This window comes from Aquimarina sp. AWH4_224, from assembly GCF_056160245.1.
The window spans coordinates 1-14544 of record NZ_JBSWWU010000002.1 but is presented as its reverse complement, the minus strand read 5'-3'; the positions used below and the strand labels follow the sequence as shown (position 1 = coordinate 14544).

14 protein-coding genes are annotated in these 14544 nt (G+C 34.6%); 11 read left to right on the top strand and 3 right to left on the bottom strand.

Annotated features, from left to right (window positions below):
- Positions 1-418 precede the first annotated feature (418 nt).
- The 3 genes from ACXAGJ_RS03470 (at position 419) to ACXAGJ_RS03460 (ending at position 9060) form a co-directional block, all read left to right on the top strand.
- Positions 419-3760: an RHS repeat domain-containing protein gene (locus ACXAGJ_RS03470; protein WP_474837160.1), complete on the top strand. Its 3342-nt coding sequence runs from the start codon at positions 419-421 to the stop codon at positions 3758-3760.
- Positions 3761-3778: 18 nt separating this feature from the next.
- A complete protein-coding gene (locus tag ACXAGJ_RS03465) occupies positions 3779-8845 on the top strand; it encodes a DUF6443 domain-containing protein (protein ID WP_474837158.1) in 5067 nt (1688 codons plus the stop codon).
- 71 nt (positions 8846-8916) lie between these two features.
- Positions 8917-9060: a hypothetical protein gene (locus tag ACXAGJ_RS03460; RefSeq protein ID WP_474837156.1), complete on the top strand. Its 144-nt coding sequence runs from the start codon at positions 8917-8919 to the stop codon at positions 9058-9060.
- 3 nt (positions 9061-9063) lie between these two features.
- Here ACXAGJ_RS03460 and ACXAGJ_RS03455 read toward each other — a convergent pair whose 3' ends face one another.
- Positions 9064-9354: a hypothetical protein gene (locus tag ACXAGJ_RS03455; RefSeq protein WP_474837154.1), complete on the bottom strand. Its 291-nt coding sequence runs from the start codon at positions 9352-9354 to the stop codon at positions 9064-9066.
- Positions 9355-9357: 3 nt separating this feature from the next.
- A complete protein-coding gene (locus ACXAGJ_RS03450; RefSeq protein ID WP_474837152.1) occupies positions 9358-9696 on the bottom strand; it encodes a helix-turn-helix domain-containing protein in 339 nt (112 codons plus the stop codon).
- A gap of 209 nt (positions 9697-9905) precedes the next feature.
- On the opposite strand from ACXAGJ_RS03450, the gene ACXAGJ_RS03445 reads away from it, so the two are divergent.
- On the top strand, positions 9906-10178 hold the full coding sequence (locus tag ACXAGJ_RS03445) for a hypothetical protein (protein WP_474837150.1): 273 nt from the start codon (positions 9906-9908) through the stop codon (positions 10176-10178).
- Between the two features lie 255 nt (positions 10179-10433).
- Positions 10434-11711 carry a hypothetical protein gene (locus ACXAGJ_RS03440; protein WP_474837148.1) on the top strand — a complete coding sequence of 426 codons (1278 nt, stop codon included), beginning with the start codon at positions 10434-10436 and terminating at the stop codon, positions 11709-11711.
- Here the strand turns inward: ACXAGJ_RS03440 and ACXAGJ_RS03435 are convergent, their stop codons facing one another.
- Positions 11712-11930 (bottom strand): hypothetical protein, encoded by a 219-nt coding sequence (locus ACXAGJ_RS03435; RefSeq protein ID WP_474837146.1) that lies wholly within the window; start codon positions 11928-11930, stop codon positions 11712-11714.
- A 198-nt stretch (positions 11931-12128) separates the two neighbouring features.
- Here ACXAGJ_RS03435 and ACXAGJ_RS03430 point away from each other — a divergent pair, with 198 nt between their 5' ends.
- The 6 genes from ACXAGJ_RS03430 (at position 12129) to ACXAGJ_RS03405 (ending at position 14480) form a co-directional block, all read left to right on the top strand.
- Entirely contained in the window at positions 12129-12284 is a 156-nt protein-coding gene (locus ACXAGJ_RS03430; RefSeq protein WP_474837144.1) for a hypothetical protein, read from the top strand.
- Between the two features lie 4 nt (positions 12285-12288).
- Entirely contained in the window at positions 12289-12579 is a 291-nt protein-coding gene (locus ACXAGJ_RS03425; RefSeq protein ID WP_073320001.1) for a helix-turn-helix domain-containing protein, read from the top strand.
- Positions 12580-12601: 22 nt separating this feature from the next.
- The gene (locus ACXAGJ_RS03420; protein ID WP_474837142.1) at positions 12602-12805 is read left to right on the top strand and encodes a hypothetical protein; all 204 of its coding nucleotides are present in this window, start codon (positions 12602-12604) and stop codon (positions 12803-12805) included.
- Positions 12798-13934: a hypothetical protein gene (locus ACXAGJ_RS03415; RefSeq protein ID WP_474837140.1), complete on the top strand. Its 1137-nt coding sequence runs from the start codon at positions 12798-12800 to the stop codon at positions 13932-13934. Before ACXAGJ_RS03420 ends, ACXAGJ_RS03415 begins: the two co-directional genes overlap by 8 nt.
- Positions 13935-14062: 128 nt before the next feature.
- Entirely contained in the window at positions 14063-14188 is a 126-nt protein-coding gene (locus tag ACXAGJ_RS03410; RefSeq protein WP_474837138.1) for a hypothetical protein, read from the top strand.
- A gap of 16 nt (positions 14189-14204) precedes the next feature.
- Positions 14205-14480, top strand: coding sequence for a DUF7660 family protein (locus tag ACXAGJ_RS03405; protein WP_474837136.1), 276 nt, complete (start codon positions 14205-14207; stop codon positions 14478-14480).
- Positions 14481-14544: the final 64 nt, after the last annotated feature.

Sequence of the window (14544 nt, the reverse complement as noted above, 5' to 3'; positions counted from 1 at the left end):
ATTGATAAGCTAATTTCCAGCACTTTGACCAAAACTTATAACAATACATTTTATAAAAAAACACTCACAATACAGATTTCTGTATTGCTAAAAGAAGGTAAGATGATAGTTTTGCCCTTGTCTTTGATAGCAAGGGAAAAATTATCAAAAACTTTAACATTTCAATAAAGCAGAGTTTCAAATTTTGAAACTGACGCATAGTAATATTGCATTACAAAAAGGAAAAATTGAATTACAATTATTTGTGTTTAGATAATGAATCATAAGGGATAAGTTTAATTAGGAGTAGGCACCAAAAGAGAAAATTTCTCTGCTTATCCCTTTCCGGTTCATTGTTACATGGTAATTGGTTTGAATATTATGGGATTAATACAGTAAAACAAAAATTAAGTAACTAAATCAAATGAACATTTCAACAATGAAACAATCAATCATACTGTTTCTGATGGTGGTATGCTCTATGGCTACTGCTCAGGAATTACCAGATGTTACTCCAGTCTCACCAGAGGCTGCATCCATTGCCCGTTATGGTCAAATACCAGTTGGGTTATTTACAGGAACCGCACAGGTAAGTGTTCCAATTTACACATTTACATCAGGACCATTATCCATTCCAGTGAGTTTGGATTATAGTTCAAATGGAATTCGAGTGGATGAATATTCGTCTTCTGCAGGATTAGGCTGGAATCTATCGGCTGGAGGAGCGATTACCAGATCGGTATATGGCAAAAAGGATGAAAATCAGTATCGCCCTGCAAAAGATGTAGATCTAAATGATCCTGTGGCTCGATTCTTCTATGCATCCGCTGCTGCTGATCCAGGACCTGAGGGGATCGATATCCAACCGGATATTTTTTCTTTTAGCTTTAATGGTTTTAGTGGTAAGTTTTATTTAGATGATAACGCACCTTTTTTTATAGATCGTAATGTGATTTTCTTAGAACCTTCTCCAGTAAAAGTGGAAATATTAAACGTAGGTTTAGAGTATCACTTTAAGATTACTGATCCTAGTGGAATTGTCTATTATTTTGGAGGAACTAATGCGATAGAAAAATCCAGATATTCTTCTACAAATCAGGCTAGTTCTGGTGATGTAAGGCCGCTTGTGCCTTCTGCATGGTATTTAACCAAAATTACACATCCATCAGGAGAAGAAATCACTTTTTCTTATACTTCTACATCAAGTACTTATAAACAAAGTATTTCGCAAAGTGTAACTCGAGTAGATGGTTTTTATCGGGATTCTGATGCTTGTATTTCAAGTGGCAGTGATAGTGCATTTTTAAATATTGCACAAGGGAATACTTCTTACCTTTCACAAATTAGTTCTACAGATTCGGGAAGTATTACTTTTAATTATAGTGCCAAAGCGAATATGCCAACTGGTTTTAATAAACTAGAAGAAATCGTAATTAAAAACCGGCATGATACTACCATTAAGAGCTTTTCTTTGGAGTATAATATGGTATCTAGTACAAAAGCTAATTTAGATTTTACGCAAGAACCTTATTTTAATACAAGGTATTATCTAGCCAAGGTAACCGAAATTTCTTCTAGTGGGACACTATTATCACCATATGCTTTTGAATATAATAATCCAGAAGAATTACCTGCACGTTTTGTATACGCTCAGGATCATTGGGGATTTTATAATGGTAAAGATGATAATCGTAATTTGATCCCTACTGAGGCGATAGATAAGATAGCAGCGAACTTTGTACTCTATAATGCATTAAGTGGTTTGGAAGCAGCAGATCGCAGTCCTAGTTCTACGCATGCAAACTTTGGAATGATAAAAGGGATCACCTATCCTACCAAAGGAAAGAATGAGTTTAGTTACGAAGGACATGGATATTATGGAGAAGTGACCACAAATCCACCTTACGTAGATCAAATTGCAAATGTGACCAACTCCAATCCAAACGGTAGTTTTGATACTCCAATGATTACCCATGCTCATAAAGGATGGTTGAGTTTTGGTGCTAACTTGGATGATTTTAGCCAGGGTATTGGAGATACCACAAATCCGTTGAATTTTAATGTTGCAGTAATCGATGTATTTGATATCACTACAGGTACAGAAGTGGGGGTTTCTATTTTCAGAGAATCTGATGTTCATGGTAATAGTCCTATACCAGGAGTTGCTTACGGGATTACCAATCTTAACTTTTCAAAGAGAAGGTATGTGCGATTAGAAAAAGACCATCGTTATCGATTTAAAATCAGATTGAATAATGGGTATACACTTTCTCATATCAAGCTCACTTATTTTGACCAATTACCTATTGTGACTACACAAAAAATTCCAGTTGGTGGGATGCGTATTGCTGAAGTAAAAACGTTGGATGGTAATGGAAAGGTTGAAACCAAAAAATACCATTATGGGGATATGGATTGTCTGGATTGTGATTCTGGAGTGGCTATTGCCAGAAATATAGAACCACATATCAATACCAATACTGTACTGTTTAATGATGCTGAGAATAAAGCAACTCTTTGTGGTTCTACTACCATATCCTCAAATACAGCCTTCCCTTTGTATGGAGTACAAGGCTATCATATAGGGTATAATAAAGTTATCGAGGAATTAGGAGAAGATTTTAAAGGAGGGTTGAAATTACATGAATTTGAGAGTGATTTTTTGCTTGTTCCTAACGTTGCTGTTTTTGGAGAAGAATATATTGCTGGATTGCCATATAGTAACTTCTATGGATTTGGTCGTAAGCTTTCAGAAAAGACCTATAAAAAAGAAAACAACGGTTTTAAAATTGTACAGGAACAAACCAATGAATATACTCATAAAACAAGCTTGGATAAAGAAACAATAGTGTATTCGGTGCGACAAGCAAGAAGTATCGCAGCGGGAGTTGGATTCGCAGATGATCCAGGATATACCTTACAAAATACCCAATATCATATTGGTCAATATTCGTTACTACGCCAATGGCATACGATGAGTAAACGTACAATCAAGCAGTACAATAGTAATGGAGAAAACCCATTAACTACCACAGAGAAGTTTTTCTATGATAATTCGGATCACTTACAACAAACCAGAACAGAAGTGACCGATAGTAAGGGCAGAATCATTAAAACTCAGACTATTTATCCTCAGGATATTGAACCTGCTAATCGTACTACTACAGAACAAAAATTGATCGATCAACATCAAATTGCTGCAGCAATCGATGTGATTACTACAGAGCAGGTGGGTAATACTGAAGAAGTGCTTTCTAAAGTGCATAACGAATATAAAGATTGGGGGAATAATGTATTGCTTCCTGAAGAAGTGCTAACTGCCAAAGGAAGCAACGATTTAGAACTTAGAGTAAAATATACATCTTACGATAATTTCGGTAATCCAACTGAGGTAGCCAAGGCAGATGGTACGCCTATGGCCTATATCTGGGGATATGATCACCAATACCCGGTTGCTAAGATTGAAAATATGACCTATAGTGGAGTAGCTGCATATGTTGGTGAGATTCAGAATAAATCAAACTCGGATACCGATCACAAAATGGGCAGCCAGGGTACTGAGGGTGCTTTACGTACGGAGCTCAATAAGCTACATGTAGAATTACCAGCAGATGCGATGGTGACTACTTATACTTATGACCCAATGGTAGGAGTCACCAGTATGACCGATCCACGAGGGTACACGGTGTATTATGAGTATGATGATTTTAATCGTCTGCAATATGTAAGAGATGCTGACGGCAATCTGATCTCAGAGAATAAATACCACTACAAAAACTAACCAACAAAGCAGAAAAAGATGAAAAACAATAAATATATACTAACAGTATTGGCATTGCTATGCTCGTTTGTAGCTTCAGCTCAGATTGGAGTTGGTTTAGATGGTGATACCAGATATTACTATGATAATGATGGTGATGGATTTGGTAATCCCAACAGCGCTTGGTTAACCTCTCCTGCCACGGGTTATGTATTGGATAAAAGAGATTGTAACGATAATGATCCATCTATTCACCCTAATACGGTTTGGTATCGTGATGTTGATGGTGATGGTAGAGGACGTACGAGTCCCACCAAAAGACAATGTACCAAGCCTTCTGGCTATGTGCGTTACAGTGATGATAGAGATGATAACAATCAGTACATTACTCATGTAGCTCCTAGAAACTATTATAGAGATGGGGATAGGGACGGTTTTGGAAATCCTAGTATCAAGTATTATCGCAGTGCTCCCCCTAGTGATGGGTATACCTATGTCACTAATGGCAACGATTGTAATGATGGTAATGCTTCGATTAACCCTAACAAAGTTTGGTATCGTGATGCAGATAGAGATGGTAGAGGGAATAGAAACTCCACCAAAAAACAATGTACGCAGCCTTCAGGTTATGTAAATAACAATGATGATATCAATGATGGTGATGAGTATATCACCAATATTCCACCACGTTATTTTTATAAAGATGGAGATACCGATACCTTTGGTTCCCCGGCAGCAGCTACACGAGTATACCGTAGTGTTCGTCCAGGTGGATATGTGACCAACAATCTGGATTGTGATGATGGAGAAGGCGATATCAACCCCAACACGGTTTGGTATAAGGATGGGGATAGAGATGGTAGAGGAAATCCCTCAATTACCAAAACCCAATGTGGTAGACCGTTAGGATATGTACTTACTAGTGATGATATTAATGATGATAACGAATATATCACAAATATTCCACCTAAGAATTTCTACAGGGATGCGGATAATGATACTTTTGGAAATCCCAGTATCAAGTATTACCGCAGCTTCCCACCTAATGATGGGTATACTTATGTGACCAATGGTAATGATCGTAATGATAGTACCGAGTATATCACTAACATTGCACCGAAAAACTTCTACAGAGATGTAGATACCGATACCTATGGAGATCCTAATGCTCGATTTTACTATAGTGCAGCTCCAACAGATGGGTATACTTATGTACTTAATGGAGATGACTATAATGATAATGATGAGTACATCACCAACATAGCTCCTAAGAATTTTTATAGAGATGCAGATACAGATACTTATGGAAACCCTAACATTAAATACTATCGTAGTGCTGCACCAGTAGATCAGTACACTTATGTGTTAAATGGAGATGATTATGATGATGGGAATGAGTATGTCACCAATATTGCTCCTAAGAATTTCTATAGAGATGGGGATAATGATACTTTTGGTAATCCTAATATCAAGTATTACCGCAGTGCACCGCCTGTAGATCCATATAACTATGTGCTTAATGGTGATGACTGTAATGATGACAATCCTACTATCCATCCAAATACCAAATGGTATAAGGATGGGGACAATGATGGTTTTGGTGATCCTGCGGATATACAAACCGGGTGTATAGCTCCAACGGGATATGTAGCTGATAATACCGATAACTGTCCCGGAGTATTTGGAGAAAATCAAGGATGTGAATATTCTCCTTATACGTTAAACTTATCGGATACAGAGACCTATGTATTTACACGTACCTATCAAACAGCCATGGAATCTCCAAGTGAGATACAGTTCAACAAAGATGTTGCCGAGACAGTTACTTACTTTGATGGGTTAGGAAGACCTAAACAACAAACAGCGATTAAAGCCTCACCAACAGAAGCAGACATCATCACCCACATGGAGTATGATGAGATCGGTAGACAAGCCAAGGAGTACTTACCTTTTGCCAAGACAAACAACGGTAGCTATACTACAGTAAATGTTACTAACGACATTAACCAGTATTATTTGAATACCTATACAGCAGACTTTGCAGGGATCACGAATCCGGCACAAGTAAATGCCTATAGTGAGACGATTTTTGAGGATTCTCCACTCAATAGAGCATTAGAGCAAGGAGCACCAGGTAAGGACTGGAAAGTAGACCCTAATAGTGATACTGATCATACGATCAAGTTTGATTGGAGGCAAAACACGGCAAATGAAGTAGTACGTTTTGATGTTACTTTTACAAATAATGATACAGAGAAACCAGAATTATATCAAAATGGATATTATGCTGCTAATGAGTTGTATGTAAGCATCACCAAAGATGAAAACTGGACACCAGCCGATAGAGATAATCATACTACTAGAGAATACAAAGACAAACAAGATCAGGTAGTACTAAAAAGAAACTATAATAATGGAGAAGCCCATGATACGTATTATGTCTATGACAAATACAATAATCTAAGCTTTGTAATCTCTCCAAAGGTGACTATTACAGATGGTGTCTCTGACACCGAGCTTGCCGAATTGTGTTACCAATACAAATACGATTACAGAAATCGTTTGATCGAAAAGAAGATCCCAGGTAAAGGATTAGAATCTATAGTGTATGACAAACAAGATCGTCCTATCTTAACTCAGGATGCCTTATTGGCAACCGAAGGTACTTGGCTGTTTACCAAATACGATGCCCATGGTAGAGTAGCTTATACCGGAAAGTATACTGATACTAGATCCAGAAAAACCATACAAACAGCAATCAATACCACTTCGGATCCAGTAACCATAGAAAAACGAGGAGCGGAAACTACCGTAAATGGAGCAAAAATCTCATATAGTAGTAATGCGTTCCCAACGAATAACTTAGAACTATTAACGATCAACTATTACGATGATTATAGTTTTGATAAGATTGGGATTACAACACCACCAGCCAGTGTATTTGGTCAGGCAGTAACTAGCAATACAAGATCACTAGCTACAGGAAGCAAAGTACGCGTATTAGGAACTGATGATTGGATTACCACGGTAACCTGGTATGATGGTAAAGGAAGACCAATCTATGTAGTTAGCAAAAATGACTATCTGGATGCTATCGATATTGTAGAGACTAGGTTGGACTTTACAGGTAGAGTAGAACAAAGTAAAACTACACATACCAAAGGTAGTAATGTAGCTATTGTAACGATCGAGACTTTTACCTATGATCATACAGGGAGAGTGACCAAACAAACACAATCCATAAATGGACAAGAAGAAATCATTACGGAAAATAGCTATGATGCCCTTGGACAATTGATGATCAAAAAAGTAGGCGGTGGATTACAAGATGTGGATTATAAATACAATATAAGAGGATGGCTTAAAAGCATTAATGAGGGTACAACCAGCAATGGAGATATTTTTGGTTTTGCTATTGATTATAATGCTGGTACCAACCCTTTATATAATGGAAATATCACAAAAACATCTTGGAGAACGGCTAATGATAACATTACCAGAAGTTACAACTACGACTACGATCATTTAAATCGTATTCTTAGTGCTACAAGTAATGATGGTAAATATGATCTAAGTAGTGTTTCTTATGATAAAGTTGGAAATATCCTTACGTTAAATAGAAAAGGGCATACCAATGCTATCGCAACCACATTTGGGAACATGGATATGTTAGCCTACACTTATAATGGAGGTAACAAACTTCGAAAAGTAACAGATTCTGCTAATGATAATTTTGGGTTTAAAGATGGAACCAATACCAACGATGATTTTGAGTATGATGAAAATGGTAATATGATTGTTGACCGTAACAAGGGAATTACTGGTATTACCTATAATCATTTAAACTTACCTGAAACAGTTTCGATAAGCAATAGTGAGGGCACCGGAACAATTGCTTATATTTACAATGCCGCAGGGACGAAGCTTAAAAAGATCGTAACAGAGGGAAGTTCTATAATAAATACAGAGTATCTAAGTAGCTACGTTTATAGAAATAATGTATTACAATATATATCCATACCAGAAGGATATGCAACACCTAGCGGAAACAATTACAAATATGTTTATCGATATATTGACCATTTAAAAAATACGCGAGTAAGTTATACTAAAAATGATCTTGGATATGCAGAAATTATTCGAGAAAATAACTATTATCCTTTTGGACTTGAACATAAAGGGTACAATAGTTTGATATCCTCGGAAGGAAACTCGACAGCACAAAGTTTTAAGTTTAATGGAATTGAACAAGAGAAAGCTCTTGGAATTGATTGGTATGAAATGAATTATAGACAGTTGAATCCTGAAATTGGAAGATTTACTTCTCTAGATCCAATTACTCATCATTCAATATCAATGTACTCTTCTTTTGATAATAATCCTGTATTTTTTGCTGATCCTAAAGGGGCTGATGCAGAGACATTTATTATGGACTTGTTTAAAAAATCCGGAGAAGGAAAAAAAACCGTTTGGACTAATAATAATGATAATAGTTTTTCTGATGAAAGTGGTAGGAAAGAGGAATGTGATCAATGCAAAGATCTTAAGGACAAAAAAGAACGATTAGTCCAAAAAATAAATAATCTTAGTAAATCATTAGATAGAGCTAACCGAATTAGGAGTATAACCAGTAAGCTTACTAAAAATGCGGCCATAAAAGGTATTGTAGAAGAGTATGCTATTGATATTGCCAAGTTAACTAAGGAACAAGTTCAATTTCTTTTAGATAATCCTGATAAATTAGAGGAAACCGTTCAAAACAATGTTGAACAATTTATTGAAATTATGGTAAAAAATGGAACAAGTCCTAATCTTTCGACTAGAGAAGGCAGGCTAAGTTTTGCCGACGGTTTGGGTAACCGAGTTGCTTTACTCGCTAATATGAATATTTATTTGAATAGCGCTATTAAAGCTGCAAATGGAGCTGCGCAGTTGAACTATTATGGCACAGAATATAGCTTAAAAAACGCCAAAGAAGAACTTAAAAATGTGCAGGTTAGATTAGATGAGTTACAATTACCTTCTTCAATGGCTCCGGCAAAAGGCTTCAATGGTGGCTTTGGGAATGGACGTTTCGGTGGAGGAGGCTCGGGAGGAGACTTTTAACGAAAACTAATTGCGATAAATTAAATTTGAAAAGGGATGTTTTTTAAGCATCCCTTTTTTACTTTTGTGTTATGTCAGTTAAAAATAAAAAACTGCTGATTGCAATTTTAATTGTAATAGCAATTATCGCTGTAGTGTTGTTTTATATGCAAACAAACTCTAATACCTTTGGTGGTGGCAAATTTGGAGGTAGCGGAGCTGGTGGTAGTTGGTAATCCCTATTTTGTTAGATAGCCAATAGGTTTTTTATTTAAAAACAGACTGTTGTAAATATTATTAGGAAATATTCTCACAGCAGTATTGTAATCGTTTGCAAGCCAATTATATTGTACTATTTTAGGATATCTGCTTTCTATATCTTTTTGCTGTCTTAACTGAGCAATCTCTTCTCTTTTTTGATCTAGTTCTTCAAGTAGATTATTTTGTTTTTTACTAACTGTATAGATGTTTATTGCTATAATAGCTAGTATTAGTACTAAAACTCCAATGGTCACATTTTTTTTATTCATAATCTAAGAAATATAAGCTTGTTTAGTTTTAAAATCTCTTATCAAGGCATCAACTACATAGTATATTTTATCTTTTTCTTCTCTAGGTAGTTGTTGTATTTGTATGATACGTTCTTTAGCGTCTTTGTCCAAAACATATTCCTCATCATCTCTACTTACTAAATAGTCCAAAGATACCTCGAGGGCTTCAGCTATTCGTTTGGCGTAAAATACAGAGGGTATAGAATCACCACGTTCATATTTAGAGATGGCATCACGCGAGATACCTGTAACATTTGCAAGTTGAACTTGTGATAAGTTTTTAAGTTTTTTTAACTTTTTAAGTTTCTCTCCAAAATTCATAAGAAATACATTAGTAACAAAAATACGTAAAATAATATTCAAAAAGGTGAATAAAGCAAAAAAAAATAGTAATATATTATAGTTTATAACAGGGAACTGGTTTTTAAAATTGTTAGAGATATGTAACCTATTAATTGAAATACGGTTCTCCGTAAAATCCATAAGTATAACTTTCTGAAATTACTTTTAAAAAGCAAAGAGTAGGTTATATGAACGATTTATTTTTTAAGTACAAAGAGCTATTGTTTCGTGCAGAAGTAGGTGTTTTAAAAAAGAAAAATTTATTAGATCATCCAAGAAAGACATATCAGGTAAAAGGTAAACAGAAATACGGTAGATTAATTCAGGATGAATTTCTAGATCATAATAATACTATAATTTACTATGTAGAGTATTTTATTTCTTACGATCATACCTATCAATACATTTCCATAAAGGATGTGGAGCAATCTGTTGATTATGAACATGAAGAGCTAATATAGTAACTAAAAAGCCTAACAAAATAGCTTTTTGTCGGTAAAATAATACATCAAGATTCGGAATCAGACAGTTATTTTGTGTTTTTAGTCAAAAATAAATGCCAGTTTCATTTTTTGAAACTGGCTTGTTGTAATTTTAACCGATTGACTTGGCCTTAGACATCAAACTGTAAAATAAAAGAGAGATTAACTAAAAACTGTAAATATGAGCAAATAACTACTTAAAGAAGGGAAAACAAACTTAAAACCAAATTGTCTATGGAGCATATGAATGTATTCCACCGGATATTTCATGAGGATCTACATCCATTGACCGACCAAAAAAGTAGGGAATACTATGTTAACTATTTTAAATCAAAAAGTAAAGATGAATATATCAATCCACATTTAAGACAGAAAAACCTAGAAAACTTTGATGATCAAGAGTTGAAGTTTTTTTACTACGAGGATCTTTTGAAGAATTCACTAAGGAATTTTAAGCGAGACTTAACAGGGAAGCTGTTTTTATTTTTAGAACAGAACAAGAGTATCGAAAACCTGGTAAAGAGCTATCAAATGTTTGTGTTGGGTTATATGAACATTATTGATCAGGATTACTTATTTGGAGAGGATAAACAATCGGTATTTCAAATCTCAGAGGCACGATCAAATACCGATATTTTTAAGATGATATACCGAACCTTGGATGCTATATTATTGTACATCGAACAGATATTCCCAAGATATCTGGATCAATCTTTATCTATTCCTTACCAACAACAATTATGGTTTGTAAATAGATATCAAGAAACAATATCTGGTTTGTTAAGGGAACTAAATAAGCTGGAGGCTCCAGAGATTATAGTGAAGGAAATTTCCAAAGTGTTATCTCAAATAGGTAGTAATACTTTATCTGATTTGACCTATGAATCCAGAGACTATTATAAGATATTGATAAAAGTACTGGATCATTTGTTTACAAAAGAGAATCAACCTACACTAGATAAATTATACTCGGTTTTGATTAGCTTAGATTATAATACTTTTAAAGTGTTTTTCTTTATGACAAAGCAGGTTAAGGATAGTATGAAGGACTACTATACCAATGAAGAAAAACTTCAGATCTGCCAGCAATATCATAAAAAAGTAAAGACTACAGCTGTTACTGTTTTCTTTCGTTTGAATCCAGAACTTCCTTCATTAAAGGAGAAATTAATAGAGTGGGTGAGCGAAGAAATACTGTTCTATAAACAACTAACAGTCTTAGAAAATGATATCGAAAAAGGAAATTTTTTCAAACGGAAGTTATTAAAAATGTCTGTCCCGGAAATGTCATTGTTGACAAAGCTTTTATATGAATGTAAGTTAATAGATGGACCTAAGAAAGAAGTGTTTACTTTTCTTTCATCAGTGTTTAGAACTCCAAAATCAAGCGTGATTTCTACCGAGAGTCTTAGTAATAACTATTACTCGGTGAGTGAGAGTTCTAAGAAATCTGTAAAGAGTAAATTAAGTGGAATGTTATTGCAGTTAGATCAGATGAAAGGAGATTTATAATCATTGTTCTTTAAAAAGGTGCAGTCCGTTGTGATCATTCAAATAGTCCAACAGACTTTGTAGTATTCGATAAGAAAACCCTTTCATGTTTACTAATTCTGAGCCTTTGATTTGTAAAAGTTCATCTAGAGTTTGAATATGGTGTATCTTTGCAAATTGTTTGATTTCTTGTGATAATTCTGATGTAAGTATAGCTATTTCTAATATAGAAGAATGCATTAAAAAATAAGTTAAATATGTGTTTGTGCTTTGTAGCAAGATACTAATATTTCCCTCAAAAATAGAATTTTTTTATTTTTTAAATCATTGAAATACAATAAGTTAATTTAAATACTTGAGGGTTGTAAACCCCTTTACCACTGTTTTGGTATTATCAAAATGCTTCTCTTTGTTCCCATAAGTTTTAATCAAGGGAATATGTCAACAGAGCAACAAATAAAATGGTATAAATTAGAAAGAAATGAACTACCATTTGGGGATTGGATTCAGATTAATAGTAATGATCAATACCCATCCATTTTGATCTCTCGAGATAAATTCCTTGAACAGTTAGAAATACATGTAAACAATTAATTTTATGGAAATTATCGTATTTGAATCGGAAGCCTATCATCATTTACAACGAGAGATGTTACAAATGGTAAGAACTACTATCCGCGAGGCCAAAGAAGAAGCTCTAGCAAATATGGACCCTGCAAATGATTGGCTTTCTACGGAAGAGGCCAAGAAATTATTAGGTGTAAAAAGCAAAACTAAAATGCAGGAGCTAAGAGATTTTGATGAGATCCGATATTCTAAAGCAGGAAAGGTAATCCGGTATTCCAAGAAGAGTATTTTAGAGTACCTCGAGAGAAATATACCTATGTAAACCGATGTAAACATTACCTTTTATGCTAACCCTAGAAGAACAATTGGTATTTTTAAAGCAAGAGCGGCAAGATATGATCCAAACCTTAGAAAATTTGAGGAGTCAATTTGGAGAACGCAACAGTGAAATCTTCAATGAAAAAATAAGTCATACGATCTTTTGTTATGATTCTGTGCTCACTTCCTTGAAAGAATTACAACACCTTAAAAACAGATCTCATGGCTGATAAGGAAGCGCTAGGATATATTGATTTCTCTAAGGTTTTTAAAAGCACGAAGGCATTTATTGATACCCACAATGAGAAACATTTTGATTTAAAAGTAAAACTAAATGCGAGCCATAGAGCTACTGCAGAACTGATTATTAGAATGTATGTTAAACAGCTAAATCAAGCTATTAGTTTAGGAGATTCTTTTAAGAAGGAGCTTCCAGGGTTTAGAACCTATAATTCTAGCCTTGCCAGTTGTAAAGGATGTACAGTGAAAACGATCTTAAATCATAAGAGAAGATTGAGGCAAGCAGGGTTTATTAGTTATGAACAAAACAGAGGTAAATCAGGGATCGAATTATGGGTTAATATGGATGTTTTTGGTCAAAGAGTGAAAAATTTACACCCATTAGTTCATGTACAACAAGAACAAGTAAATAATAATAGGGGTGTTGATAAGTTGATAACTTCAAAAAAAGGAGTTCACCTATCGGTTCACAAAACAGATGATAACTGCGTTACAGGAACTGAACAAGAACAAGACATGAACACGGAGGAAAGCCGGATTTTTGATTCGAAAAAACAAATCAAGGATTTGAAAAACGAGTCAGATTCGGCTTTTTCTTTACAACTGGTTCGGGACTTCTGGAGATATGCCAGAGTGATTTTGTATACCCATAAACTGTATAGTGAGCCAGAGGAGGCGGAGATTCTTAATCACATTTGGTCTTCAGTATTCCTAAAGTTCAAGATAGAAGGAAGCAGAGAAGATTGGAAGGAGTATCAAGATATTCTCTACAAACGCATTAATATGGTATCAAGATGGCTAGAACGAGATTCAAATCGATGGATCCCACCAGCACATGTATACTTTCATCCAGAAAATCAGAAGAACAGTTTTAGAGAAACTTATAAATGGTTTGTAAAGCAAGAGGTTTTAAAACAAGAGATCAGAAATCAATTATTGATTCAGCAAACAGAACAGGAATGGAAAGATCACGATAAAGGAGTAGGTAAACACAAAAGCAAAACTCGATTTGAGCTTTTTTGTTTACACCATAAAAGGTTGTCGGCATATAATGATGTAGCCTTAATCAAGGCTTATAAAGAGAGTTTACAAAGAAATCTTATCAAGTTGTTTACATGATGATTTTAAAAGATTTACCTTTTAGGTCACTTACCAAGTGCATTGTATATTTTAAGGATGGAAACTCTCGAACTTTTTATTCTTACGATAAAAGTCATAGAAACTCAAAACCTAACAAAGCTTTAGGTATGAGAAGACTAGAGAGAATGCTGATGCGACATTTTAAGGATCGATGGGAAACTGCCATTATTTATGAGAATTTTACTAAAGGAAGAGAACTGGCTAAGTATAAAAATGGGGTAAGGGTATATTAATACATAATAAAGGAATATGAATTTATATGAGTTATTAGAAAAAGTAGATTCAAAAGAGTCTTTCTTTAAATTTATCAAGGCATTAAAAGAAAACAAAATGGATGAAGATGAAAAAGAAAAAACAAAACCTTCATCTCCATATGACCCTGGTGCAAACGGTTGGGAGAATGGAACAATTGCTTCCTTTTTAGAAGCAATGGAAAGCTATGGAGAAGATAGCGAGTCAATAGGTGAAAAAGCGAGTTGGAAGAACTTTGCTCTGCTGCTATATGCAGGGAAGTTCTATGAATAAATAACTACAGATTTGATGTCAGACTATATGGTAATATACAATAACATGTAGAGTTTCAAAAAAT

What these genes read in the sequence shown, in the direction of transcription:
- ACXAGJ_RS03435 (WP_474837146.1), bottom strand. Translation starts at nt 11,930, where the DNA reads ATGCATTCTTCTATATTAGAAATAGCTATACTTACATCAGAATTATCA.
- ACXAGJ_RS03450 (WP_474837152.1), bottom strand. Translation starts at nt 9,696, where the DNA reads ATGAATTTTGGAGAGAAACTTAAAAAGTTAAAAAAACTTAAAAACTTA.
- ACXAGJ_RS03420 (WP_474837142.1), top strand. Translation starts at nt 12,602, where the DNA reads ATGCTAACCCTAGAAGAACAATTGGTATTTTTAAAGCAAGAGCGGCAA.
- ACXAGJ_RS03425 (WP_073320001.1), top strand. Translation starts at nt 12,289, where the DNA reads ATGGAAATTATCGTATTTGAATCGGAAGCCTATCATCATTTACAACGA.
- ACXAGJ_RS03440 (WP_474837148.1), top strand. Translation starts at nt 10,434, where the DNA reads ATGGAGCATATGAATGTATTCCACCGGATATTTCATGAGGATCTACAT.
- ACXAGJ_RS03410 (WP_474837138.1), top strand. Translation starts at nt 14,063, where the DNA reads ATGAGAAGACTAGAGAGAATGCTGATGCGACATTTTAAGGATCGATGG.
- ACXAGJ_RS03445 (WP_474837150.1), top strand. Translation starts at nt 9,906, where the DNA reads ATGAACGATTTATTTTTTAAGTACAAAGAGCTATTGTTTCGTGCAGAA.
- ACXAGJ_RS03470 (WP_474837160.1), top strand. Translation starts at nt 419, where the DNA reads ATGAAACAATCAATCATACTGTTTCTGATGGTGGTATGCTCTATGGCT.
- ACXAGJ_RS03465 (WP_474837158.1), top strand. Translation starts at nt 3,779, where the DNA reads ATGAAAAACAATAAATATATACTAACAGTATTGGCATTGCTATGCTCG.
- ACXAGJ_RS03430 (WP_474837144.1), top strand. Translation starts at nt 12,129, where the DNA reads ATGTCAACAGAGCAACAAATAAAATGGTATAAATTAGAAAGAAATGAA.
- ACXAGJ_RS03460 (WP_474837156.1), top strand. Translation starts at nt 8,917, where the DNA reads ATGTCAGTTAAAAATAAAAAACTGCTGATTGCAATTTTAATTGTAATA.
- ACXAGJ_RS03455 (WP_474837154.1), bottom strand. Translation starts at nt 9,354, where the DNA reads ATGAATAAAAAAAATGTGACCATTGGAGTTTTAGTACTAATACTAGCT.
- ACXAGJ_RS03405 (WP_474837136.1), top strand. Translation starts at nt 14,205, where the DNA reads ATGAATTTATATGAGTTATTAGAAAAAGTAGATTCAAAAGAGTCTTTC.
- ACXAGJ_RS03415 (WP_474837140.1), top strand. Translation starts at nt 12,798, where the DNA reads ATGGCTGATAAGGAAGCGCTAGGATATATTGATTTCTCTAAGGTTTTT.